This window comes from Exiguobacterium sp. HVEsp1, assembly GCF_002009685.1.
Classification (GTDB): domain Bacteria; phylum Bacillota; class Bacilli; order Exiguobacteriales; family Exiguobacteriaceae; genus Exiguobacterium; species Exiguobacterium profundum.
In genome coordinates this window covers 1,544,620-1,567,444 of sequence record NZ_KV917367.1, presented here as the reverse complement: position 1 = coordinate 1,567,444, position 22,825 = coordinate 1,544,620, and the positions used below count along the sequence as shown (strand labels likewise).

The 22,825-nt window shown below is 47.1% G+C and carries 25 protein-coding genes and 1 other RNA gene; 18 read left to right on the top strand and 8 right to left on the bottom strand.

The genetic code is table 11. The annotated features are described in order from the left end of the window. Positions 1–10: 10 nt before the first annotated feature. From BV910_RS08060 to BV910_RS08050, 3 genes are all read right to left on the bottom strand, one after another. Positions 11–1,357, bottom strand: a complete 1,347-nt coding sequence (locus tag BV910_RS08060) for a sensor histidine kinase (protein ID WP_078146963.1) — start codon at positions 1,355–1,357, stop codon at positions 11–13. Beyond that, positions 1,354–2,019, bottom strand: coding sequence for a response regulator transcription factor (locus BV910_RS08055; RefSeq protein WP_078146962.1), 666 nt, complete (start codon positions 2,017–2,019; stop codon positions 1,354–1,356). Before BV910_RS08055 ends, BV910_RS08060 begins: the two co-directional genes overlap by 4 nt. 77 nt (positions 2,020–2,096) lie before the next feature. Then, positions 2,097–2,984, bottom strand: a complete 888-nt coding sequence (locus BV910_RS08050) for a hypothetical protein (protein ID WP_078146961.1) — start codon at positions 2,982–2,984, stop codon at positions 2,097–2,099. A gap of 171 nt (positions 2,985–3,155) precedes the next feature. On the opposite strand from BV910_RS08050, the gene BV910_RS08045 reads away from it, so the two are divergent. After that, positions 3,156–3,563: a hypothetical protein gene (locus BV910_RS08045; protein WP_078146960.1), complete on the top strand. Its 408-nt coding sequence runs from the start codon at positions 3,156–3,158 to the stop codon at positions 3,561–3,563. A gap of 94 nt (positions 3,564–3,657) precedes the next feature. Further along, positions 3,658–5,106 (top strand): S8 family peptidase, encoded by a 1,449-nt coding sequence (locus BV910_RS08040; RefSeq protein ID WP_078146959.1) that lies wholly within the window; start codon positions 3,658–3,660, stop codon positions 5,104–5,106. A gap of 44 nt (positions 5,107–5,150) precedes the next feature. Here BV910_RS08040 and BV910_RS08035 read toward each other — a convergent pair whose 3' ends face one another. Then, on the bottom strand, positions 5,151–5,555 hold the full coding sequence (locus tag BV910_RS08035) for a hypothetical protein (protein WP_078146958.1): 405 nt from the start codon (positions 5,553–5,555) through the stop codon (positions 5,151–5,153). 120 nt (positions 5,556–5,675) lie between these two features. Here BV910_RS08035 and rnpB point away from each other — a divergent pair. The 9 genes from rnpB (at position 5,676) to BV910_RS07995 (ending at position 11,952) form a co-directional block, all read left to right on the top strand. Continuing rightward, positions 5,676–6,043: RNase P RNA component class B (gene rnpB, locus BV910_RS08030), an RNA gene on the top strand. 124 nt (positions 6,044–6,167) lie between these two features. After that, on the top strand, positions 6,168–7,331 hold the full coding sequence (locus tag BV910_RS08025) for a THUMP domain-containing class I SAM-dependent RNA methyltransferase (RefSeq protein WP_074036970.1): 1,164 nt from the start codon (positions 6,168–6,170) through the stop codon (positions 7,329–7,331). 120 nt (positions 7,332–7,451) lie between these two features. Further along, a complete protein-coding gene (locus tag BV910_RS08020; RefSeq protein ID WP_230872813.1) occupies positions 7,452–7,634 on the top strand; it encodes a hypothetical protein in 183 nt (60 codons plus the stop codon). 51 nt (positions 7,635–7,685) lie between these two features. Next, a complete protein-coding gene (locus tag BV910_RS14935; protein WP_240499827.1) occupies positions 7,686–8,081 on the top strand; it encodes a Gfo/Idh/MocA family protein in 396 nt (131 codons plus the stop codon). Between the two features lie 15 nt (positions 8,082–8,096). Beyond that, complete coding sequence (locus BV910_RS14930) at positions 8,097–8,588, top strand: hypothetical protein (protein WP_240499826.1); 492 nt, start codon at positions 8,097–8,099, stop codon at positions 8,586–8,588. A 59-nt stretch (positions 8,589–8,647) separates the two neighbouring features. Next, positions 8,648–10,066, top strand: coding sequence for an alanine/glycine:cation symporter family protein (locus BV910_RS08010; protein WP_205728292.1), 1,419 nt, complete (start codon positions 8,648–8,650; stop codon positions 10,064–10,066). Between the two features lie 109 nt (positions 10,067–10,175). Then, the gene (locus BV910_RS08005) at positions 10,176–10,997 is read left to right on the top strand and encodes a YihY/virulence factor BrkB family protein (RefSeq protein ID WP_078146957.1); all 822 of its coding nucleotides are present in this window, start codon (positions 10,176–10,178) and stop codon (positions 10,995–10,997) included. Positions 10,998–11,076: 79 nt separating this feature from the next. Beyond that, on the top strand, positions 11,077–11,631 hold the full coding sequence (locus BV910_RS08000) for a hypothetical protein (protein ID WP_074036974.1): 555 nt from the start codon (positions 11,077–11,079) through the stop codon (positions 11,629–11,631). 15 nt (positions 11,632–11,646) lie between these two features. Next, positions 11,647–11,952 carry a hypothetical protein gene (locus BV910_RS07995; protein ID WP_078146956.1) on the top strand — a complete coding sequence of 102 codons (306 nt, stop codon included), beginning with the start codon at positions 11,647–11,649 and terminating at the stop codon, positions 11,950–11,952. 49 nt (positions 11,953–12,001) lie between these two features. Here the strand turns inward: BV910_RS07995 and putP are convergent, their stop codons facing one another. Both putP and BV910_RS07985 read right to left on the bottom strand, forming a co-directional pair. Then, positions 12,002–13,483 carry a sodium/proline symporter PutP gene (gene putP, locus BV910_RS07990; protein WP_078146955.1) on the bottom strand — a complete coding sequence of 494 codons (1,482 nt, stop codon included), beginning with the start codon at positions 13,481–13,483 and terminating at the stop codon, positions 12,002–12,004. Between the two features lie 345 nt (positions 13,484–13,828). Beyond that, positions 13,829–14,800: a D-alanyl-D-alanine carboxypeptidase family protein gene (locus tag BV910_RS07985; RefSeq protein WP_240499825.1), complete on the bottom strand. Its 972-nt coding sequence runs from the start codon at positions 14,798–14,800 to the stop codon at positions 13,829–13,831. Between the two features lie 199 nt (positions 14,801–14,999). On the opposite strand from BV910_RS07985, the gene BV910_RS07980 reads away from it, so the two are divergent. From BV910_RS07980 to BV910_RS07960, 5 genes are all read left to right on the top strand, one after another. Then, positions 15,000–16,532 carry an FAD-dependent oxidoreductase gene (locus BV910_RS07980; protein ID WP_078146953.1) on the top strand — a complete coding sequence of 511 codons (1,533 nt, stop codon included), beginning with the start codon at positions 15,000–15,002 and terminating at the stop codon, positions 16,530–16,532. A 74-nt stretch (positions 16,533–16,606) separates the two neighbouring features. Next, positions 16,607–18,079, top strand: a complete 1,473-nt coding sequence (locus BV910_RS07975; protein WP_078146952.1) for a carboxypeptidase M32 — start codon at positions 16,607–16,609, stop codon at positions 18,077–18,079. Further along, positions 18,076–18,783 carry a glycerophosphodiester phosphodiesterase gene (locus tag BV910_RS07970; protein ID WP_078146951.1) on the top strand — a complete coding sequence of 236 codons (708 nt, stop codon included), beginning with the start codon at positions 18,076–18,078 and terminating at the stop codon, positions 18,781–18,783. The genes BV910_RS07975 and BV910_RS07970 overlap by 4 nt, the downstream gene beginning before the upstream one ends. 250 nt (positions 18,784–19,033) lie before the next feature. Next, positions 19,034–19,831 (top strand): DUF4397 domain-containing protein, encoded by a 798-nt coding sequence (locus BV910_RS07965; protein ID WP_012726359.1) that lies wholly within the window; start codon positions 19,034–19,036, stop codon positions 19,829–19,831. Beyond that, positions 19,776–20,420 carry a class F sortase gene (locus tag BV910_RS07960; protein WP_240499824.1) on the top strand — a complete coding sequence of 215 codons (645 nt, stop codon included), beginning with the start codon at positions 19,776–19,778 and terminating at the stop codon, positions 20,418–20,420. The genes BV910_RS07965 and BV910_RS07960 overlap by 56 nt, the downstream gene beginning before the upstream one ends. Positions 20,421–20,507: 87 nt before the next feature. Here the strand turns inward: BV910_RS07960 and BV910_RS07955 are convergent, their stop codons facing one another. Both BV910_RS07955 and BV910_RS07950 read right to left on the bottom strand, forming a co-directional pair. After that, entirely contained in the window at positions 20,508–20,945 is a 438-nt protein-coding gene (locus BV910_RS07955; RefSeq protein WP_078146949.1) for a MarR family winged helix-turn-helix transcriptional regulator, read from the bottom strand. Positions 20,946–21,033: 88 nt separating this feature from the next. Continuing rightward, positions 21,034–22,092 carry a GTP pyrophosphokinase gene (locus BV910_RS07950; protein ID WP_240499823.1) on the bottom strand — a complete coding sequence of 353 codons (1,059 nt, stop codon included), beginning with the start codon at positions 22,090–22,092 and terminating at the stop codon, positions 21,034–21,036. A 96-nt stretch (positions 22,093–22,188) separates the two neighbouring features. Here BV910_RS07950 and BV910_RS07945 point away from each other — a divergent pair, with 96 nt between their 5' ends. Continuing rightward, positions 22,189–22,413: a hypothetical protein gene (locus BV910_RS07945; protein WP_012726355.1), complete on the top strand. Its 225-nt coding sequence runs from the start codon at positions 22,189–22,191 to the stop codon at positions 22,411–22,413. A gap of 79 nt (positions 22,414–22,492) precedes the next feature. After that, positions 22,493–22,813, top strand: coding sequence for a YflT domain-containing protein (locus BV910_RS07940; RefSeq protein WP_078146948.1), 321 nt, complete (start codon positions 22,493–22,495; stop codon positions 22,811–22,813). Positions 22,814–22,825 lie beyond the last annotated feature (12 nt).

The window sequence follows — 22,825 nt, the reverse complement described above, 5'->3', positions numbered from 1 at the left end:
ATGAACGACATCAAAAATGTAGATGGATCGTGGTGCCGATTCCAAGGCTAGACTCGATTGTGATGTTTCCGCCATGTAGGTCGATGATATCTGAGGTGATGGCGAGACCGAGACCTGTCCCTTGACTCGTTCGAGCCGTGTCTCCGCGATAGAAGCGGTCGAAGAGGTGCTCTTTTGTCTCGTCATCCATCCCAATCCCTTCATCTGTAACCGAGATGACGACACCCGGATCAACGGTACAGGTGATGTGGATGGTGCCTCCATCACGTGAGGCATGGACGGCGTTCACCAATACGTTGTTCCAAACTTGTGCGAGTAGAACCGGGTCACTCTTCAAGACTACGTCTTGTGGGATGTCAGTAACGACGGCAATCCCTTTTTGATCAAGAATGAATGCGTTCATTTGAATGACTTCGGATACCGATTGAAGCACATTCACGTTCGTCTCGAGAATCGGTGGATTTTCATCCAATCGTGATAAAAGCAGCAGTTGTTTCGTCAATTGGGATAGACGCTTCGTCTCCTGTTCGATGACACGCGCATATTCCTTCGATTCTCCTTTCGTTCCGTCAGCCAATTTTTCTGCATAGCCAACTAGGGAAGTCAACGGAGATTGGAATTCATGGGAGACATTCGAAACGAATCGTCTTTGTCTCGCTTCTGTCCGATTGATCTCGTTCGACATGTGTTGAAATTGTCGTGCCAACGTCCCAATCTCATCTTGACGCTCGACGGGGAGATGTTCCGGAGCTTTACGCATGGCGACGGATGTGGTCGCTTTCGTGAGCGTCTGCAATGGGCGGACCAAGGACCTTGTCGAAATGGCGATCAAGCCAAATGCCAAGAGGGTCACGAGTGCGAAAAATAGACCGACGAACAGATGTAACTCACGGATTTGGGCACTCAAGTCCGGACGGATAAAAATGACGTCTCCGTTTTCAAGTGTAAATCCATATGTGTTCGTCAATTCATTATCGAACAATCCGAGCAAGAAGAGATGAAACGGAAAGTCACGCATTCCCTGATAGGGAGCTCCGTTCCGTACGGACTGAATCACCGCGTCAGATATGGTCTCGTCTCGAAATGCACCGCCAAAGCGTCGACGTTCGTCTGCGGAGTCCACGACGACCAGTTGGTATCCGGTCGCGGCTAAAAAGGTATAGAAGGCATCATAGTCTAAATCGGTATGGTTCTCGACATACGACTCCGCCATTTTGGCGACCCGTTCCGTCTTCTCGCTATAGGAAGGTTGCCACCACGTATAATAAGCCACATTGCTGATCAACAGAGAGATGGCTCCGGATAGAAGTAAAATCAGGAACATCGTGACGATGATTCGCGTGTAGAGTGTCTTCATCCGTTCACCTCGAGTGCGTATCCGACACCTCGTACCGTTCGAATTGTCAGAGCAGGGTGATCGAACCGATTACGAAGTCGCTTGATATGCACATCAACCGTTCGCTCATCCCCCTCGAAATCAAATCCCCACACCAACTCGATCAACTCCTCACGACGATACACTCTTCCCGGAAAAGAGGCGAGTTGAAATAATAGCTCGAACTCTTTTTTAGGAAGATAGAACAGCTGCCCTTCAAGCGTCACCTCGTACTCTCTTAAATCGAGTCGAAGAGGACCGGCTTGAATTTGTGAAGCGGCCGAGCGTTGATAACGCCGCGAGACGGCTTGCAATCGGAACAATAACTCTTCAGGGATGAAAGGTTTGGTTACATAGTCGTCTGCCCCATGCTCGAACCCTTGGCGCTTATCCTCCCATTCATCGAGAGCGGTTAGTAGGATGACGGGTATATCAAGAGTCGCCTTGAGTCGTCGACACAACTCACGACCGTCAAGCCCTGGGAGCATGATGTCGACGATTGCGGCATCGATTGGTTGCGTTGTAAAACGTTCTTCGCCTGTGTTCCCATCCGTCGCCGTCAACACCTCATGACCCGCATCCTCGAACGTCTCCTTCACAAGGCGTAAAATGGATGGGTCGTCTTCTACGATGAGTATACGCATATCGGTCGTTCCTTTCCAAAATAGGTTCGACACGAAACGAGGTGACCCATGCGGAGTCACCTCGAGTCGTATCAGCTTTATTGTTTCGTCATCTCTTGATGAAGGGCACGGAGGGCGCGGATGAACGCATCCTTAAAATATTTGTCTTCTTGTGTCTCTAATGTTTGGATGGCCTTTTGGTCACCGTTACTCGCTTTGACGAGAAGATTCACGACTGTTCCCCAGCGTTTCACATGTTCTGGGCGAGGGTGGTTCAACGCGGTCGTCAACGTGAACCAATACGGTTGATCGCGTCGCTGTAACGTGCCGATCATCTGTTTGGCAAGGAGTGCTTCTTCTTCAGAAGGGATTGTTGCCGTGGCGAACCAACCGAGCATCGAGGCGCTCATCGATTCAAGTTCTTGTTTCATTGCAGGTTCGATTGGCATCCGTCCGAAGTCTGTCACGTTAACAAATACCAATCGGTCTTTCGGGTCGATATGTGTGATCCATCCTGACACTGACTTCAGCTTTTCACGTTCTTTTGACTGGGCTTTACACGTGTACCCTTGAAGTTTTCCGATGTAGATGCGGAATTGTCCACGGTCGACATGTTTGTCCACCTTGAACTCGATTTCTTGTCCTGCTTGAAACGGTTGATTCCGTTTATTCAACGTCTGACCCTTTTTCAATTCGGGTCGCTTGGAGATATGACGCAGTGCTTCTTGTTCAGTCCTATCATCCAATGTCCAGAGGTTGTGAGGGGTCACGTTTTTGAAGCGATGACGCCGGACGTAGATGTATTGGTCGAGTGCGTCGATCGCGTCTGCGGAAGTGGCAGTTCCATTCAAATAGTCATCAGCGATGTCACGTAAGGTGAGGGATTCGAGACGGTCGATATGTCCTGAATATGGGACGCTTCCGACAACAAATAACGCGGTCGCAATCAACTCACTTTCTCGAGGGGTCAGCGGTCGTTTGGCCATGGTGCACTTCCTCTCTCTCAATTCATATGATTAGTATAACAAAAACAGTTCGACCGTTGTGAACTCAACTGCGATTTGGAAAAAAATGAGGAATGGACAGGATTCCCACCATTTATCTCGAATAATGACTTGTAGAGAATCGGATGAAGGTATGAAAAGTGAGGTGAGGCGATGAAGCTCTCCATTGAACCAGGGGATTATGTCGTATTGATTGAAATCAATAAAGAAGTACTCAAATGTGCCTCCCTCGAGGAAGCCAATCAGGCAGATCGCTTGCGATATGAGCTCGTCGGTCGGATGAGCGAACGCTTGCCGGCAGAAGTCATCGTTCCGTCCATCATCGATTACATCCGCTTCGGAAGCGGATATATCGGAGATCGTATCGTCTGGGACGCCGAAACCGAGTCTTTTTTTTGCCAGCAGTTTGAGACCATTGACGGCTCCCCGCTCGGAGAGGACTTAGAAGGATTTCGTCCCGACCCAAGCCGGGTGGAACTGGCGCGCTACTATACGTACTTGACGATTGGACGGATTGTCGAGTTTGATATGTTACATCCGGATGAGCCAAGCTATTGGTGAATTTGTCGACAACTTTTTATTCAAAAAAAGGGAAATCTAATCCAAAGTTTGAGATAATGGAGTCACTTTATCAGTTTGGAATGGAGCGGAAGGAATGAAAAAGATTGCCCTTTTGACAGCGATTGCCCTTTTACTGCCGGTCGGAGTAGATGCTGCAAAGCCAGTCATCCTTAAGAAACATGGCTACGTCGTCTCAGAACCACAAGTCACGAGCCAATATTATGTGAAGCAAATCGGTACGGATTTGGCCTGGAGTAAGACGAGAGGCGCAAGTGATATCGTTGTGGCGCTGATTGACTCGTCAGCTGACCGGAACCATACGGATTTGAAGAACGTTCCTCGTGTCGTCAATTCCATGAAAGGTCCGTATACTGCGGATATTCACGGTACGCATACCGCCGGAATCATGGCCGGGAAACATAACCGCTTTGGGATCGCCGGACTCGCGCCGAACGTCCGCTACCACTTCTATAATGTGTTCTACGGGGTGAATAAAGATAAAACGGACTCTTGGACGGTCGCCAATGCCGTGGATACGGCTGTGGCGAAAGGGGCGAACATCATCAACCTCTCGCTTGGTGGGGATGATTATGATAGTCGTTTGGCCGCATCAATCAAACGGGCAAGGGCAAAAGGGGTCATTATCGTCGCATCATCTGGAAATGATCGAAAACAGACGATCAATTTTCCTGCAAACATGAAAGAAGTAATCGCGGTCGGTGCAATCGATTCTAGACATCGTCTCGCGAGCTTTAGCAATATGGACGATCGCGTCAAAATCGTGGCGCCAGGTGTGAACATCCTCTCGCTCGGGGTCAACAACCGCTTTATCTATATGGATGGGACGTCGATGGCGGCACCGATGGTCACGGCGAGCCTCGCGCTCGTCAAATCGATCAACCCTTATTTCACACCGGGTGAGATCGACCAGTTAATTGCGAAGATGCCTCGAGCGTCCGGCAAGTCCTATACGGAATTGAATACAATGAAACTATTAGAAGCGACGGCTCGCCCGATTCACATCTCTGCCCCTTCGGTGTGGAAGAGTCGATACGTGAATGATGTCAAGTTAAGTGTCATGAACCATTCGAACTTGAAATCCTCGTTCACACTGTATCAAGGGAACAAGAAAGTCAAGACGCTCACACCAAATCGGTCGTTCACGATGTATTCGAGCGGGGATTGGCTACCGAGCGGACAATATCGCATCGTCGGTCAAGTCACGGATGGAAAACATAAGCGCTACACGAGCCGAACGATTGATTATGTCAACACGTTGAAGACGGCAGTGTCTGTGAAGGTATCGGAAGAAGGGACGTTCTCGATTCACACGACACGAAAAGGCACGGTCACGGTACTTGATTCAAATGGGAAGGTCTTGTACGAAGCGCTCCACATCGCCGGGACATTCCCGGTAAGAGGGAATACGACACAGAAGCTGACGGTCATCCTTAAACCGACGGACCTTCGCGAAAATGTGGTGACGACATCTTTTGAGCCACCAATCATCGAAGACGAGCCTCCGGTCACAGAGACCTTGTAAGATAAAAAGCCGCCTGCTCCTAACGGAGAGACGGCTTTTTCTATTTAATCGATGGTGATGGCTTCTCCACACCAACGGATACTCGCTTCTAATACGTTCCCTTGGTCATCAATATGCTCGAAACTGAGTTTCCCATCTCGGATGATTTCGCAAAGGCCGACTCGGATGCGGTCGCTCCAAGCACGACGCGTCTCATGCGTTTCATCGAATACTGGAATGGCATCCGGGAAACGCTCCTCGAGGTGTGCTAAATTGTGATGGTCAAAATGATAAGGTCGTTTCGAGAGTTCGTTCGGTGCCTTGATATCGAACGGTTCAAACCCTCGGACGAGACGATTATTTCGGTAGAAGGCGAACACGCCGTTGTTCGGGTGGAGCACTTTAATGTCATCGATTTCTATTACATAAGTCAGACGTTGAATCCAACCGTTTTTTGCATCCTGATGCATCAAAATCCCTCCTTATTCAATGAACACGCCTTATTTTAGCGCTGACTGAACGTAAAATCAAGTTTCGAATTTAAGTTGTCAACCGTTCAAATTTCAGCTACAATGGTTGAAGTGACTATGAGGTCTGGACAATCGCGGGACGCAAGTCTTGAGGAAAGTCCATGCTCGCACAGCCTGTGATGGCTGTAGTGATCGTGCTACACGAAACGATAAGTGTAGGCAACGCAAGTTGACGGCAGAAGAAACACCTAAGTCCTCGGATATGGTGTACGCTTCTTGAAAGTGCCACAGTGACGGAGTCTGATCGGAAACGTTCAGAGTGGAACGAGGTAAACCCCACGAGCGAGAAACCCAAACTATGGTAGGGGAACTTCCAGACCGGAATCGAACGGGACGGAGGGCGCCGATGTGCGCAGATAGATGATTGTCACTCCATCGTGCCAGGGAGACCGCTATGAGCACCGGAGTACAGAACATGGCTTACAGGACAACATAGTCTCAACTGACAACGACAAGGAGTTCAAGCACATATACTTGAGCTCCTTTTTTCATGATTTTTTTACAACTTACAAAATGACTGAAAGATATTTATGTAGAAGGAAGGCGATTTAAATGGCAAAACGTAAACTGATTGCGACGGCAGCGATGGGAATCGAGGCACTTGTGGCAAAAGAAGTAAGGGATTTAGGATACACGTGCGAAGTCGAGAACGGACGGATTTATATCGACGCCGAAATGGAAGACATTCCACGTCTGAACATGTGGTTGCGGACAGCAGACCGGGTCAAACTCGTCGTTGCCGAGTTCAAGGCGACAACGTTTACAGAATTGTTTGACGGGGTCGTAGCGTTACCATGGACCGACCTCATGCCGTGGGACGCGGCGTTCACGGTCGACGGACGCTCGGTCAAATCAAAGCTGTTCTCGATTCGTGACTGTCAGAAAATCACGGAGAAGGCGATCGTTGAAGCGATGCAACGCGGCTATCGTAAAGAGGGAGAATGGTTGCCGAAGTCAGGCGCGAAATTCCCAATCGAAGTCGCTCTTTTGAAAGATGTGGCGACCATCACAATCGATACGTCCGGTCCACTTCACCGTCGAGGCTACCGTGAGCTTCATTCGCAAGCTCCACTCAAAGAGACGATGGCAGCGGCGATGATTCAATTGACAAACTGGCGTCCGGACATGCCGTTTTATGACGTATTTACAGGTTCAGGGACGCTCGCCATCGAAGCGGCGATGATTGGACGAAATATCGCGCCGGGTATCAACCGTGAATACTTCGCACAGGATTGGACATGCATCCCGAAAAAAGCCTGGTATGCGGCAATCAATGAAGCGAATGAGAAGGCGGAGTGGGATAAACCGTTAAAAATCTATGGAATCGACTTGGATCCGCGGATGGTGAAACTTGCAAAAGACAATGCGGAACTCGCTGACGTCCGTGATGCAATCACGTTCGTCCATAGTGACGCAGCCGCATTGAAGCCGAAAGAAGAGTACGGGGTCATCATCGGAAACCCACCTTATGGGGAACGACTTCAGTCAGAAGAAGAAATTATCGACTTGTACGAACGGATCGGGGAACAATATGCGAAATACCCTGGTTATAGCGTCTATATGTTGACGAGTTATGAAGACTTCGAGAAGGCATACGGGCGCCCGGCGACGAAGCGTCGGAAGCTGTACAACGGAAATATCGAGACGCAATATTACCAATACTTCGGAAAGCGTCGCCCACGTCCGGACCGTGACGCAAAACCGAAATCAGAATGATGAATCCATGACCGTTCACCTGAGCGGTCATTTTTCTGTTTTCTTAGAACAAACTCACTTGTTTCATCATCCGTGTAACAGGATATACATAACATATGTATAATTAGAGGGGGACAGATGATGGAAAAGTATACAGTCGAATATCAGTTACATGTGAAAGAACAGAACACTCGGACGGTCGAGGTAGAAATGGACCGTGTGCCGGACTTAAATAATCAAGAAGAATTACATGCGGCTTACCAAATTGTATCTGACGCGATTCGTGAACCGATCACAAGTTTTGAGATTGTATCTATTACGTGAGCCCGAGGCAATCGCTTCGGGCTTTCTACATAATATTGGAGGAGTGAGCAAATGAATATTTTAGTAGTGGGCATCGGGGATGTCGCCAAAAAAGCATATCTACCTGTATATGCCGGATTAAAGGACATTGATGTGTATCTCGTCTCAAGGGATGAACAGAAGTTACACGATATCATCTCGACCTATCGTTTTAAAGGAGGATATACGGAGCTCGACGCCGTGCCGATGACAGAAATCGATGCGGTCATGATTCATTCGACGACAGCTGTTCATTATGAGCAAGCCGAGTATTGTCTACGGCAAGGGAAGCATGTCTTCATCGACAAACCGATCACGTTCACTCTTGGAGAGACGGAACGACTCGTCGCACTTGCTAAAGAGAAAGGCGTCCATCTCGTCACAGGCTTCAATCGCCGATTTGCCACGGCCACACAGGCACTCAAATAAGTCGAGGAAAAAAATATGGTCTTCATTCAAAAAAACAGAACGTATAAACCGGCATCGCTTCGTGAATTTGTGATCGAGGATTTCGTGCATGTCGTCGATACGCTCCGTTATTTGACCGACCTTCAGCCTGTCGAACGTTTACGTGTCACACCTCGATTTGAAGGGGATGTGCTGAAACAAGTGATGATTCATTTCAAGGCAGGGGGAATCGAGGCAATCGGTTGGATGAACCGAGACAACAGTTGCACCGAAGAAGTGATGGAAGTCATGTCACCGACCGTAAAGCGGGTCACGCGTGATGTGGAGCGGATTACAGACTATGGACGAGACGGTGTGAAGGAATGGTCACTCGACCCATGGGAGTCGAATTTGAAACGTCGAGGGTTTATCGACCTTGTGGAAGACTTCTTACGTTTACTTCGTGGGGAACCGAACGCCTCCGTTGTCGCGGAAGACAGTCTCGAGACACATCGTCTATGTGAAGAGATTCTTAAAAACGTGCAATGAACCCGCTGTTTCTGTCAGATTCAGAGCGGGTAAAAACCCGATAAAAGGAGGCGATTTCGTTGGATATTCGTGAACTGATTATGCAAATCAATGATTATTTATGGTCGTACCTTCTCATCTTCGTATTGATTGCAGGAGGTCTTTATTTTACGATTCGGATGGGGTTCGTTCAATTTCGATTGTTACCGGAAATGTTTAAACTATTATTCGTGAAAGGAATCAAGCATGAGAAAGGACAGGTCTCATCTTTCCAAGCATTCGCCATCGGAACGGCGGCGCGAGTCGGTACGGGGAACATCGCCGGCGTATCGACGGCAATCGCTTTAGGCGGACCTGGCGCCGTGTTTTGGATGTGGCTCATTGCACTGATTGGAGCGGCGTCGGCATTCGTTGAAAGTACCCTCGCCCAGGTGTATAAAGTGCATGACGGCAAGGCGTGGCGTGGTGGTCCAGCATACTATATCGAACGGGCACTTGGTGCACGCTGGTTAGGCATCGTATTTGCCATTTTGATTACGTTCGCCTTCGGTTTTGCCTTCAACTCCGTCCAGGCAAATACAATCGCACTCTCCGTGAATAACGTATTTGAGATCGATACGGTCTGGGTCGGCATCATCTTATCCGTTGTCACCGCTATCGTCATCTTCGGTGGGATTCGTTCCATCTCGACTTTGTCGGGAATCATTGTACCAATCATGGCGGGCGGTTATATCTTACTAGCCATTTGGGTAGTTCTTACGAATCTTGATGTCGTGCCACAAGTGTTCTCGGCCATCTTCTCTGAAGGTGTCCTCGGTTTCCAACAGTTGTTCGGTGGAGCGGTCGGTGCAGCTGTCCTCCAAGGCATTCGACGTGGCCTGTTCTCGAACGAGGCAGGGATGGGGTCTGCCCCGAACGCCGCAGCTACCGCTGAGGTGAGTCACCCGGTCAAACAAGGATTGATTCAATCGCTTAGTGTATTTGTGGACACATTGTTCATCTGTACCGCAACGGCGATGATTGTCCTCATCTCAGGTGTCGAAGGCTCTGAAGCATTCCAAGGGATTGAGCTTGCTCAAGAGGCGCTTCTCGTTGAAATCGGACCGATTGCGACGACGCTCATGACAATCGCCATCTTACTTTTTGCCTTCAGTTCGATTTTGGCCAATTATTATTATGGAGAGACGAACATCGAGTTCATATCTGAGAAGAAGCGATATTTGATAATCTATCGGATTGCCGTTGTCGGGATGGTCATGTTCGGTTCGGTACGATCTGCGGGACTGGTCTGGTCGATTGCTGACATCTTTATGGGCTTGATGGCGCTCGTCAACATGTATGCGATTTTCCGATTGAGTAAAGTTGCCAAGACGCTCCTCGACGACTATATGGTTCAAAAGAAAGAAGGAAGAGACCCAGAATTCTTTAAAGATGATGTCGAACTTCCTGGTAAAGAACATATTGAAGCGTGGGAAACGAAAAATGAAGAAATCAGTTAAAGGATCATCAATCAATGGGACGCCCCTGGCATTAGGGGTTTCCTCTTCATTTTAAATCGTTTATTTCAAATACCGAAGATATTTTATTAAAAGAAAGTAGAGAGTAACGATGAAACAAGTATTTTTGACAATCGTCAAGCGATTTTTTACAGAACGTTTTTTTGATCAAGCGGCCATGTTAGCCTATTATTTCATTTTATCCACGTTCCCGTTCTTATTATTCGTATTAGGGATTGTTGGATTTTTACCGTTTACGAGTGGCGATGTGATTCAAGCGTTATCACTCATCATGCCTGAAGCTAGTTACAAGCTATTAGAAGGGAACATTGAAGCCGTATTCGACAACTCCAAATTGAAATTGGCATCATTCAGTATCTTACCAGCACTCTGGATCTCATCTATGGCCGTACAATCTCTCGTGCGAGCATTGAACGATGCCTACCGGGCTGTTCGTAATAAAGCCTTTTGGAGGGGCGTCTTACAGGATATCGCCATCACCTTGGCGCTCATGTTTGTGTTACCATTTTCATTGCTCGTCCCTGTGATTGAGACGGCACTTCGAGAAATCTCTTCATACGTGTTGTTCATCGATGAGATTGTCACGAGATATGCGCAGATTTGGTTTTACTTCAGATGGATCATCGGAACAGGTCTTCTATTCACTGTATTCGTATTTGTATATAAGTGGTTGCCAAGTGTGTCCGGAACATTTAAAAATAGTTGGGCCGGAGCCGCTTTTGCAACAGTAGGGATTCTGCTTGTCTCGAACGTGTTTAGTTACTATTCACAATTCGCAAACTACGAGCAGTTTTATGGTCAACTCGGTGCGTTCATCGTCTTATTGATTTGGTTTTATCTCGCTGCCTCTGTCATCTTGCTTGGTGGGCTGTTGAATGCGACGTTAATCGAGAGGAAAGAAAAACTTCGTTAGACGTGTAATTGCTAGTTATCATTCGAAAGAATAGGGAATGGTATCGTAAGGTCACATCATCAAAGCGGAGGTGGGAAACATGGATATGCAACGGCTCGTACACAATCGTCGTTTCATCGATCAATCATTGTTTTACCTCGCCTTACATCTATGGAAATGGATCCTACTGTTACCTGTCTTGTTCTATTTGGACGTATCGTTCCGACATTCTCCATTCTCTGAGTACTTGATTGTCAGTATCATCTTGTATCTCATGTTTCGTGTGATTCAATATGTGATAGCTAGCCGAGCTTCTCTCATGGAATTAGTAGAGTTCGCGTATGGGGTGCTATCACTTGTTCTCGTCTTCTCGTTCATGATGGAAATCGGCGCGCCACCGATCGCTGTCGCGATAGTTGGAGCTGCATACTTGAGCCATCCGATGCTTTCTCTACATCACTATCAAAACTTTTCAGAGCGCAAATGGTTGAACAAACAGTTTCAATTATTTAGCCCGATGCTTCGCCAGGGTGAGGTACCGGTTCATGTCCTCGTGTTGACGGAAGATGAAATTGTGATTACTGTAGAAAGTGGAAAAGAGTTTACGTACCGTCATATTTACTGGGGCGGTTTTTATGTAGAAAATCCTTCCTAAAAGGTGGTTACTCAGTTGTTTAGTGGATTTGATAATGTGATTGTCATCGTATTCTGGATTGCAACATTCATCGCTTTCTTTAAAGGTGCCTATGATATGTGGCGTGAATACCGAACGTCGAAAGAAAAATCAGTATTGTACTTTTTAATCGTACTGATTCTCACATGGTTTTGGTTCAATCCATACGAATTGGTCGCATTGCATCCGTTCGTACTAATGGCGTACTATTGGAACCGAAATCGGTGGATGCGAAACGCAATGTTCGTGTTGGTTCTCGTACCGTTTGTGATTCGTGTCTGGTTAATCGCAGCATCGATGTAAAACAAAAAACTCGGTCCCTTTATAGGGAACCGAGTTTTTGTGTGAATCGTTACTCTTTCTTCGCAGCTGCCAATTCAGCTTCCATTTCACCGAATTCTCGGTTGATACGTTTTTGTTCTTTCTGGCTAGTAAAGTTACTGACAAGCACGATTGCCAACATACTCAAGAAGAAGCCAGGTACCATTTCATAAAGGACTGTCGAAAGTCCAGTGACGATCCAGAGAATGACGGTAATGGCACCGACGAGGATACCAGCGAGGGCACCTTGACGCGTCATCTTGCTCCAGTAAAGTGACAAGAGGATTGCTGGTCCAAATGCAGAACCGAATCCAGCCCATGCATATCCGACGAGTGTGAGGATTGTACTTGATGGGTTGAGTGACATGAGCGTCGCTACAACTCCTACTAGCAAGACACCAACACGTCCGGCAAGGACCATCGTCTTCTCACTTGCATCTTTGTTGAAGAATTTACGATAGAAGTCTTCTGTCAATGCAGATGATGTGACGAGCAATTGCGACGATACCGTCGACATGACCGCAGCAAGGATGGCTGCCAATAAGAAACCAGTGATGAACGGGTGGAACAAGACTTCAGAGAATTGAATGAAGACTGTTTCCGGGTCCCCGAGTGGATTTCCTTGTCCTCGGAAATAAGCGATTCCGACGAACCCTGTCATGACGGCACCGATGATAGATACTGTCATCCAGCTCATCCCGATACGACGAGCCGTTTTCAATGATTTCACATCACGGATTGCCATAAAGCGAACAATGATGTGTGGCTGACCGAAGTAACCAAGTCCCCAAGCGAGGAGACCGATAATCCCGAGTGTCGTCGTCCCTTTAAAGAGGTCGAACAAATCGGCATTGATTGTCGTTGCAGAGTTGACAGCAGTGTCTACTCCACCGATATCTGTTAAAGCGACGAATGGTACGAGCACGAGCGCCAAGAACATGATGACACCTTGTGCGAAGTCCGTCCAACTAACTGCCGTGAATCCACCGAAGAGGGTGTATAAGATGACGACACTAATTGTGACAATGACACCTGTCTGATAATTTAATCCGAATGAGCTTTCAAACAACTTCCCGCCGGATACAAGCCCAGCTGACGTGTAGAACGTGAAGAAGATGATGATGACGGATGCAGAAAGGATCCGTAGCCAGTTCGAGTGATCTCGGAACCGATTCTCTAAGAAATCTGGAATCGTAATCGAATCGTTCGCCATCTCTGTGAAGACGCGAAGTCGTGGAGCAACTAACAAGTAGTTCAAGTAAGCTCCGATGACCAATCCAACGGCTAACCAAATTGCTGATAGTCCAGTTGCATACATTGCACCCGGTAGTCCCATTAACATCCAACCACTCATATCCGAAGCTCCGGCTGACATGGCTGTAACACCTGGCCCCATTTTACGGCCACCTAACATATAATCTGATGAATCGGTCGTTCGTTTATAAGCAACGTATCCGATAAGAAGCATCATCACGAGATAAAGCGCGATTGATACCCATTCTTGCCATAGCATTGAATTACCTCCTATTAAGTTAAAAGATCTATTTAATCAACTCGTTCGCGATTGTGTGAAGACATCACACAGTTAAAAACAAAAGTTGAAAATGCGAACTTGTGCTTTACCTTACAGAACCTTTGAAATGATTGCAAACTGACACTTTTTCATAAAAACGACTCTAAAGCCCATTATACCAACGGATGAAGGCTAAAATTTTCAAATAAAAAGTTTAAATATTCTGAATATTTGAAATGCTGAGGACTTTCCTGTGTAACATGAATGTAATATTTATGGGAAAATTTTCAGAAAACATATTTTTAATCATAAGAAAAAGAGCATCTTTGAATGCTCTTTACTTCTTTATTTGAATGCTTTTTCTTCAACGAGTCGCATCGTCGGGAATGTTTGTCCAGACTTCGCCTGCATCGTAACCAAGATATAAGTTTCGCTATTATGTTTCATGATGAATACCATGGTATATCCGGATTCGTCCGTATAACCCGTCTTCGTGGCGGTCACAAACTTGGAGTAGTTGACACTTCGTTCATTAACCGATGAACCGAGGTGATACCACCAACGACGTTTGCCGTTACCGTCTTTATCTTTAAATTCGGCTTTAAATTCATAAGTCCCGGCAATTTCAATCAACTCCGGGTATGTACTGAATGCGAAGGCGATTTTAGCCATGTCGTTCGCCGTCGTATAATGATTCGGATCCGAGTAGCCATGCGCATTTACGAAATGCGTTCCAGTCAATCCTAAAACCTTTGCTCGATCATTCATCAATTGAACGAAGGCCTCGGTCGACCCGCTCGTGTATTCCGCAAGGCTGTTCGCAGCATCGTTTCCGGATTCAAGTAGCGTGGCGTAAAGTGCTTGACGAACTGTCAATGTATCCCCGATGGCAAGATGCGCGATATGGCTGTCCCATGGAATATCGAGTGTCGACTGTTGAATCGTAATGATTGGTTGGTCGAGTTCATTCGCTGCAGATGCCTTCTCATAAGCAAGCAGTGCCGTCATCAATTTGGTCGTACTAGCTGGAAACACACGATCATTGGCGTTTTTATCGATTAATATCTCTTGTTTGGTCACATTGACGAAAGTTAGTGCACCAACAGTGATTTCCTCATCCGAAATCATCTTCGTCTCACTCGGACTCCATGAACCCATGTCGATATCCGGGAAAAGCGGACCTATCTTCATCGGTTCAGCTTTTGGTGTGGACGCTTCTGCTAATGTCGGTGCTTCTTTATCTTGTTTAAATCCGACCAACGTCGGGATCAGTGCGATGATTCCAAGTAGAACGACCGCGGCAATCATTCTTCGCATGATGTACGTTCTTCTTCGGTGTCTCCTTCTACGGGTCAACAAAAGTCCCTCCTTTTTTGGTTACTCTATAAACATAATAGAAAACGCTTATTTTTTTCGCTGATAAAATAAAGAACTAGGTCAATGATTGATCGGCGGTGAAAGAATTGTGTTTCGGGTATAAGGATAAAGATGTCACTTTTTGAGAGGAGAATGCGTTATGCATCGTTATCCGTTCACGAACTCCATTTGGCGTCAACATGATACTGGGACGCCGTACCCATCCCTTTCCGTTTCGGAATCGACCGAAGTCGTCGTCATCGGGGCAGGGATTGCCGGACTCGTCTGCGCCTATGAACTCCAAAAACGAGGGAGGCAAGTGACGCTTTTAGAAGCATTAGAGATTGGACATGGGACGACGGGACATACAACGGCAAAATGTTCCGTTCAACATGGGACGATTTATCATAAGTTGATTCGTCATTTTGATGAATCCATCGCGCGTTTATATTACGAGTTCAACTCAGAAGCGCTCGTCTATTTGAAAAATCAAATCAAGGAAGGGTTTGACTGCGATTACGCGAATGAACAATCGTTTCTTTATTCTAGGGAACCGAACGAAGAACTTACGAAAGAACTGGATGCGTATCGTCGCTTAAAGATTGACGGGGGAGAAGCGACGGAAGAAGTGAGAAAAGCGCTCCCGTTTTCAATCGAGCAGGCGTTGGTGATTCATAACCAAGCCCAATTCCACCCCATGAAATATCTACGTGAATTAGCGAATCGTTTTGTTCAACACGGTGGGAAGATTTATGAAAACTCTAGAGCGACGGAAGTGAGTCAAGGACCGCGTCCTGTAGTCACTACTTCTACCGGTAGAAGAGTACAAGGAAATCAAGTCGTGATTGCGACCCATTATCCATTCAATGACCTGCGCGGGTTATATGTGTCGAAATTTTCTGTTGAGCGATCGTATATTGTCGCCTGTGAATCGCGGAGTCGACCACTTAAAGGGATGTACTTAGAGGTAGGAGAGCGCAAACGCTCGTTTCGGTCCTATGAGGAAAACGGAAAGACCTATTTACTAGTTGGCGGTGAAGGGCATACGGCGGGGCAAGTCACTGACACGCGTAGCCGATATGATCGATTAGAGCATGATGCCCAGGCACATTTCGAAACGAATCGGGCATCCTATCGGTGGTCATCTCAAGATCTTATCACCTTAGACGGACTTCCTTACGTAGGGCAAATGTTCAAGAGAGAACCAGATCTCTTTGTGGCGACTGGATTTTCGAAATGGGGGATGACGAACGGAATCGCTGCCGGCACCTTGCTCGCGGATCAACTCACAGGTCGTCCGAACCGATTCGTCAATCTGGTCTCACCGCTCCGTCAAACGGTTAAATCTAGTGATATCAGTGCATTTCTTAAAACGAACTTAGATACTGCCACTCAATTTGCGAAAGGGACAGTCGATCGGCTATTTGAACGAAAAGATGTAAAAGACCTACAGCTAGACGAGGGTGGGGTCGTGCAAGTTGATGGCAAGACGAGTGGCGTTTATCGAGATTTGGATAACCAATGCCATGTCGTCAACCTGACCTGTACGCACCTCGGCTGTACAGTGAAATGGAACAATGCCGAGCGGTCATGGGATTGTCCATGCCACGGCTCTCGTTTCGATGCAAAAGGCAACGTCTTAGAAGGTCCTGCCACAAAACCACTTTCCTACAGCAAGCGAGAAGATTTGTAAACTGGTGTAGGCAAAGGTTGACATCTATAATAAAGTAGAAAGGGAACAGAATAACACATAGGGGTGAAAGACAGATGGAAGTTACAAAAGAATGGCGTGAACATTTTAAGCAACTGCGTTCCTTCGATGAGGCGATCTCGCTCTTGTATTGGGACATGCGTACACAAATGCCGGAACAGTCGGCACCGCTTCGGGCAGAAACGATCGGTTATTTATCGACTGAGGCGTTCAAACGACAGACGAGTGAGTCGTTCGCTTCTTTACTAGAACGGATGGCAGATGAAAAGGATTTATCTGACGTCGAGGCGCGGTCACTTGAAATCGCGAAGACGCAATACGAACGGAATGCCAAGATTCCACACAATGAATATCAAGCATATGTAACACTCGTTTCGGAAGCCGAGACGGCATGGGAAAAGGCGAAAGAACAGGACGACTGGGACATGTTCGCTCCATACCTTAAACAGATTATCGAATTCCAGCAAAAATTTGCGGAATATTTCGGCTATGAGAAACATCCGTACGATGCATTGCTCTATGATTTCGAACCGGGCATGACGGTCGAGCTCTTAGACGAATTGTTCGCCTCGCTCCGAGACGAACTTGTTCCTCTCATCCAGCAGCTCCCAAAAGAATCGCTCTCTCTGGACTGGTCGATGCCGGCGGATGTTCAAGAAACCATTTGTCATGACTGGATGAATGTCGTCGCTTACGATTTATCACGTGGTCGATTGGATGCGACAGTACATCCGTTCGAAATCACCATCAACCGCCGCGACGTCCGGATTACGACGAAGTATGATGAAGCAGATTTCAGAAATGCACTGTTCGGTACGATGCATGAAGCGGGTCACGCGACGTATGAGCAGCAAATCGACCCGATGCTCGATGAACTCGGGCTAGGTGGCGGTGCGTCGATGGGGATTCATGAGTCCCAGTCGCTCTTCTTTGAGAACTTCATCGGACGAAGCGAAGCGTTCTTGCGTCGCGTCTATCCGAAACTACAATCGCTTCATCCGGCATACGCTGCAATCGACTTCGACACTTTCTATCGAGGTGTGAATGAAGCGAAATCATCTCTGATTCGGATCGAGGCTGACGAATTGACATACAGTCTACACATCATCATCCGCTATGAGCTCGAGAAGGCACTCATCCAAGGGACGTTGTCCGTCGATGAGCTTCCTGCGGCATGGAATGAAAAGTATAAAGAGTATCTCGGACTCGATGTCCCGTCGAATGCCAAAGGAGTCCTCCAAGACGTCCATTGGGCAGGCGGTTCGTTTGGATACTTCCCGAGCTATGCCCTCGGATTGATTTATGCGGCCCAATTGACGGAAACGTTGAAATCAGCTCTTCCGGAATTCGAGACGTTGATTGCAGAAGGTGAAATTGAACCGGTCAAAGCGTGGCTACAGGAGAACGTTCATCAATATGGAAAACGTCTCACCCCGAACGAACTCATTCAACAAGTGACGGGTCAAGCGATTTCGGTCCAACCGCTCGTTCGATATTTGACGAAGAAATATCAAACAGTTGCCAAATGAAACGATTTGCACATCGTGGCGTGATGGCACATCGTCCGGAGAATACGATGTCGGCATTCAGGCTCGCACTCGAAACCGGAGCAGATGGGATTGAAACGGATGTCCATATGACAAAGGACGGCGTCCTCGTCCTCATCCATGACGAGACGCTCGAACGGACAACCGACGGAAGAGGGCAAGTTTCACTCTATACCTATGATGAGCTCAAACAGTTCAATGCCGGGGTACGTCATAGTCTAGAAGAACACATCCCTACGCTCGAGGAGCTGTTCGAACTGGTGAAAGAGGAATCGGTCATTTTGAACTTAGAGGTGAAGACGGATGTCCATCGATATGAAGGAATCGAATCTCGCATCATCGACTCTATTGAATCCGCTGGAATTGATGCGACCCGCATTCTCTTTTCCTCATTCAATCATGAAACCATTCACCGATTGAAACAGATGAGACCGGATATCGAAGCGGCCATTCTGCTTGCACAGCCGCTTTATGACATTTCCGGATATCTTCGATTCGTCGGAGCGGATTCGGTCCACCCACACATCGATCGCATCACAGACGAAGAAGTACGCTCGTTGCAAGGTCGAGGGATTCCGATCAGACCGTATACGATTAAAACACAACATCAACTTGAACGTTGTATGGCGCTTCAAGTCGATGCCATCTTTGTCAATGATATCGAATGGGCATACAAAACCACTTAGTCGCCGACTAAGTGGTTTTGTATTTGGGTGGAAGAGAACTAGATTTTTATGTAAAGGTAGCGCTTTCGTCCGTTAGCATATCGGAGCACATTCAGTGCATAGTGTCCCCTTTACGTCATTGTCGGATTGTCTTAAGTTTAAGATGTCACCGAGCTACATAGCAATCAGATGTAGCACACCATGTAGCACTGCATCACATTTGTTGTATGCACGTTGTGGGTTACCAAAGATCAAAAGGAGGAAATTTCACATGAAGAAGTTGATGTCTTTACTGGGTACTCTAGCACTGGCTTTCGCTTTCGTCTTACCGGTTAGCGCGGATGGACATGAAAACGCGATGGTCCGTGTGCTACATGCTTCACCTGATGCACCGGCAGTTGACGTGTACGTGGATGGGGAAGTCGCGGTCGAGGGAGCAGAATTCAAGGATCTCACAGACTACTTGACACTTCCTGCAGGCGATTACAACGTTGAAATCAAGCCGGCAGGTGACGCTGAAACAGTCGTCGTCGCAGCAGACCTTTCAATCGAGGCAGGCAAGTTCTATACAGCCGCTGCAATCGGTCAACTTGAAAACATCGAAATCGCTGCAATGGAAGACGATGCAAACTTTGAAGATGGTAAATCGAAAGTTCGTGTCGCTCACTTCGCACCAGATGCACCAGCGGTTGATGTCGCACCTAAAGGTGGCGACCCACTCTTCTCAAACCTCGAGTTCAAAGCAGTAAGTGATTACGGCACACTCGATGCTGGAACGTATGACCTTGAAGTCCGCCCCGCTGGAGCGACTGACGTCGTCAAAGCACTTGACGGTGTTGCACTTGAAGGTGGCAAAAACTATACAGCATTCGCAATCGGACTCCTTGAAGGAGAACCAGCGTTTGAAGTCCTTCTCGCTGCTGATGGTGGGGAAATGGCAATGGCTCCTGAAACAGGACAAGGTGGTCTTGCTCAAACAGCTTCAATGAACTGGTTGCTCGCAGCAGCAGTGGTTGGAGCGGCAGCAGCTGGATTCTACGTCTTTCGTCGTCAGAAGCAAGACGCTTAAACTGATTTTCTTAGGAACAATCACATTTCTCGTATGGAGCACTCAAGCGGAAGCTCCTGACAAACCGTTCGTGATGCCAACGGCTGAATTTGCCGAACCGCAGGTCTTGACCTCGAAGCAGGTAGATCGACAAACGTTTCATTCGAACAGTTTCGTCCCTGCCCGGCTGGTCATAGCTTCAATCGATGTTGATACATCGATTGAAGCGGTCGGGAAGGATGAGGCTGGAAGAATGGACACACCGTCTGACGTGAATCAAGTCGGTTGGTATCAATACGGAGCCAAAGCAGGCGCAACGGGGAATGTCGTCCTATCCGGTCATCTAGATGATCTGAATGGTCCAGCTATCTTTGCGAATCTGGATCAACTTCCGATCGGAGAACTGGTGACGCTCCAACGGAAAGACCAAGTCGCAACGTATGAAGTGGTCAGTGTGAAACAGTATCGCCTCGACAAAGTGCCGCTCGCTTCCATTTTTGCGGCGACTCAGTCAAAGCGGATTCAATTGATCACTTGTGCAGGACCGTATGACGAGAATCTTGGGTATCGGGACCGGATCGTGGTCACGGCCAACCTGATTGAAACGTAAAGATGAAGAGATGCTGACCGATGGGTCGCATCTCTTTTTTTCGCAAAAAATAGCCCTTCACCTTTACGGTGAAGGGCTATAGTCGGATTAAGCATCCATACGATCTAATAATTTTGAAAGTACAATGAGTTCGTCATCTGAAAAATCAGTGAAGACATCCATCAAATATTCAATCTTCATGCTCTCTAGCGTCTCAAACAACTCACGACCTTCATCCGTTGCCTGAAGTTCAACGACACGGCGGTCACGCTCGCTACGTTCGCGAGAGATCAATCCTTTTTTCGTCAACTCATCGGCAAGTGCGGTGATCATCGAGGCTGAAAATTGAAACTCATTTGACAGAGCAGAGGCGATTTGAGGACTCTGTTGACAAAGAGAACGTAGAATGAAGAATTCATTGCGGGTCAAATATTGTGAGAACATCGAACGGAGATTTTTTTTCACTCCGCGATAGTTCATCCGGATTCCACGTTCAGCGTCTGCGACGAGCTGACGACGTGAAGCGGTCTGTACGGGTGTTGTCATCCTCGAAACTACCTCCTGGCGATAATATTATTCATATATACTTCAGAACATAAAAACATTCTACATTAAAAACATGTTGTCTGTAAAGTTATAGGGGCTCGTCTTTTGCCCGAATTTGCTGAATGATGTCTTCATAATGTTTCAAGTCCGGATAGAACCGTCTAAAGAAAAATTCAATCTGCGGATCGTCGCCTTCCGCTAACAATTTAGCGAGAACGGCATAGACGACACCCATGCCTTGTCTCGGTAACAGAGAAGATGGCAATAAGGTTGCGCATTGGACGGCTTGAGTATAGTAAGTCGAAAGTGTGTCATTCAAATCTTTGAACGTACGGATATCGGCGTAATGGAACATTCTCGTCAACTCGACGATGGCAGAGAGGTCCGTCTCGAGTAGCCATTCGCTCTGGAAGATCGCGTTGTCTAGTTTCTCGACCGTTTGATCATTTGCAATATAATAGTTGAGATTATCTCGGGTAATGGCCACTTTTTCAGGAGAGTCAAGAATCTGTTCGACCGTTTCTTGTTCGAATGTTCGCAACTGTTTTCGAATGTTCACGAACTCGGAGTCGGCAATCTCCAATAGACCAGCGACCCGGCTGAAACTTCTTTTAATTTCAGGAGGAACAGCATTCGGATTTTTGTAACCGAGGTCGTGTTCAATCTCGGCCCAGGCGTGTTGCAGGATCGAGCGGACTTGAATTTCCGCCTCTTTTTCTGCAAAACGGCGATATTCACCGAGAGCAAGTCGCTTTTCACTTAATTCCACGACATAATGGACAGACAGATATCCGAACTCATTGGAGTCGAGCAACGTCGACTTATCGATGGACTGTTCACGGTCGATGGTGAATTCATCTTCTAAAATTTGCGCAACGGCGCGTACGTCGTCATGAAAGTATGTCACGATCCGTATCCCGGCCAAGTCTTGTACGTCACGTAAGGAACGATATTGATAAGGCTTGCGTGAGAGTTTGGCATATAGACTGTCCGCCTCTTTGGCACGGGCGACGATTGAATGGAACTGGATGCCGGCTTCTGTCAACAATTCACTGAGGAGCGCTTTCAGCTTTGTGGCAAACGCTTCATAGTCTTCTTTCTCATTCAAATATTCAAGCATGATTGTATTTAAGTCTTGTTTTGGCACAGAACTCACTCCTTTTCTCTATCCATAGTATAGCATCACATGTCTGAAACGATATGATAGCATGTAGAAGGAACGAAACAGAAAGAGGTGGGCTGGATGCATACATTCCGTTCAGTTGAGAGAGAAAAAATCGAGATCATCGCTGGATTGTTGCAACAAGCAGGGTATCGCATATCTCGCATACGAGCAATAGATTGCCAGTTCATGGTGACCGCTCGATTAGAGGGGCAGACTCAAATGGAAGGGGAACATGATCGCATCAAGGGGATTGTGCAACATTTCGCCATCGAAGAATGGACGATGAACGAAGAATCGAGTTGATTTGATGTTTACCACCTCATTTTTCGGGAATAACAAAAACAGTGAAAACCATGACTGTGAACGTTTAGGAGGATGGGGCATGTTAGAGACAAGAGTAGTGAATGATATGACGACGGTGGACCATGAAGTGAATGAGATGGTGTCAGGCGGATGTGTGAATGAGCATATCTATTTGTTCGCCAAAGATGAGGAATTGACCGTTCGATTGGCAGCAGAGGCCGGGGTACAACCATATCGAATTCCGGAAAAAGGAATGTTCGAGTCGTTGCTCTCGAAATTCACGAGCAATTCAGAAGATCGCATGGAACAGATGGAGAGTCTTGGACTCACAAAAGAGATGGTGGATTCACTCGAACGTGAAATCAAAGATGGTAAAATCGTGTTAGTTTGCGATAAATAAAAAATGGACCGG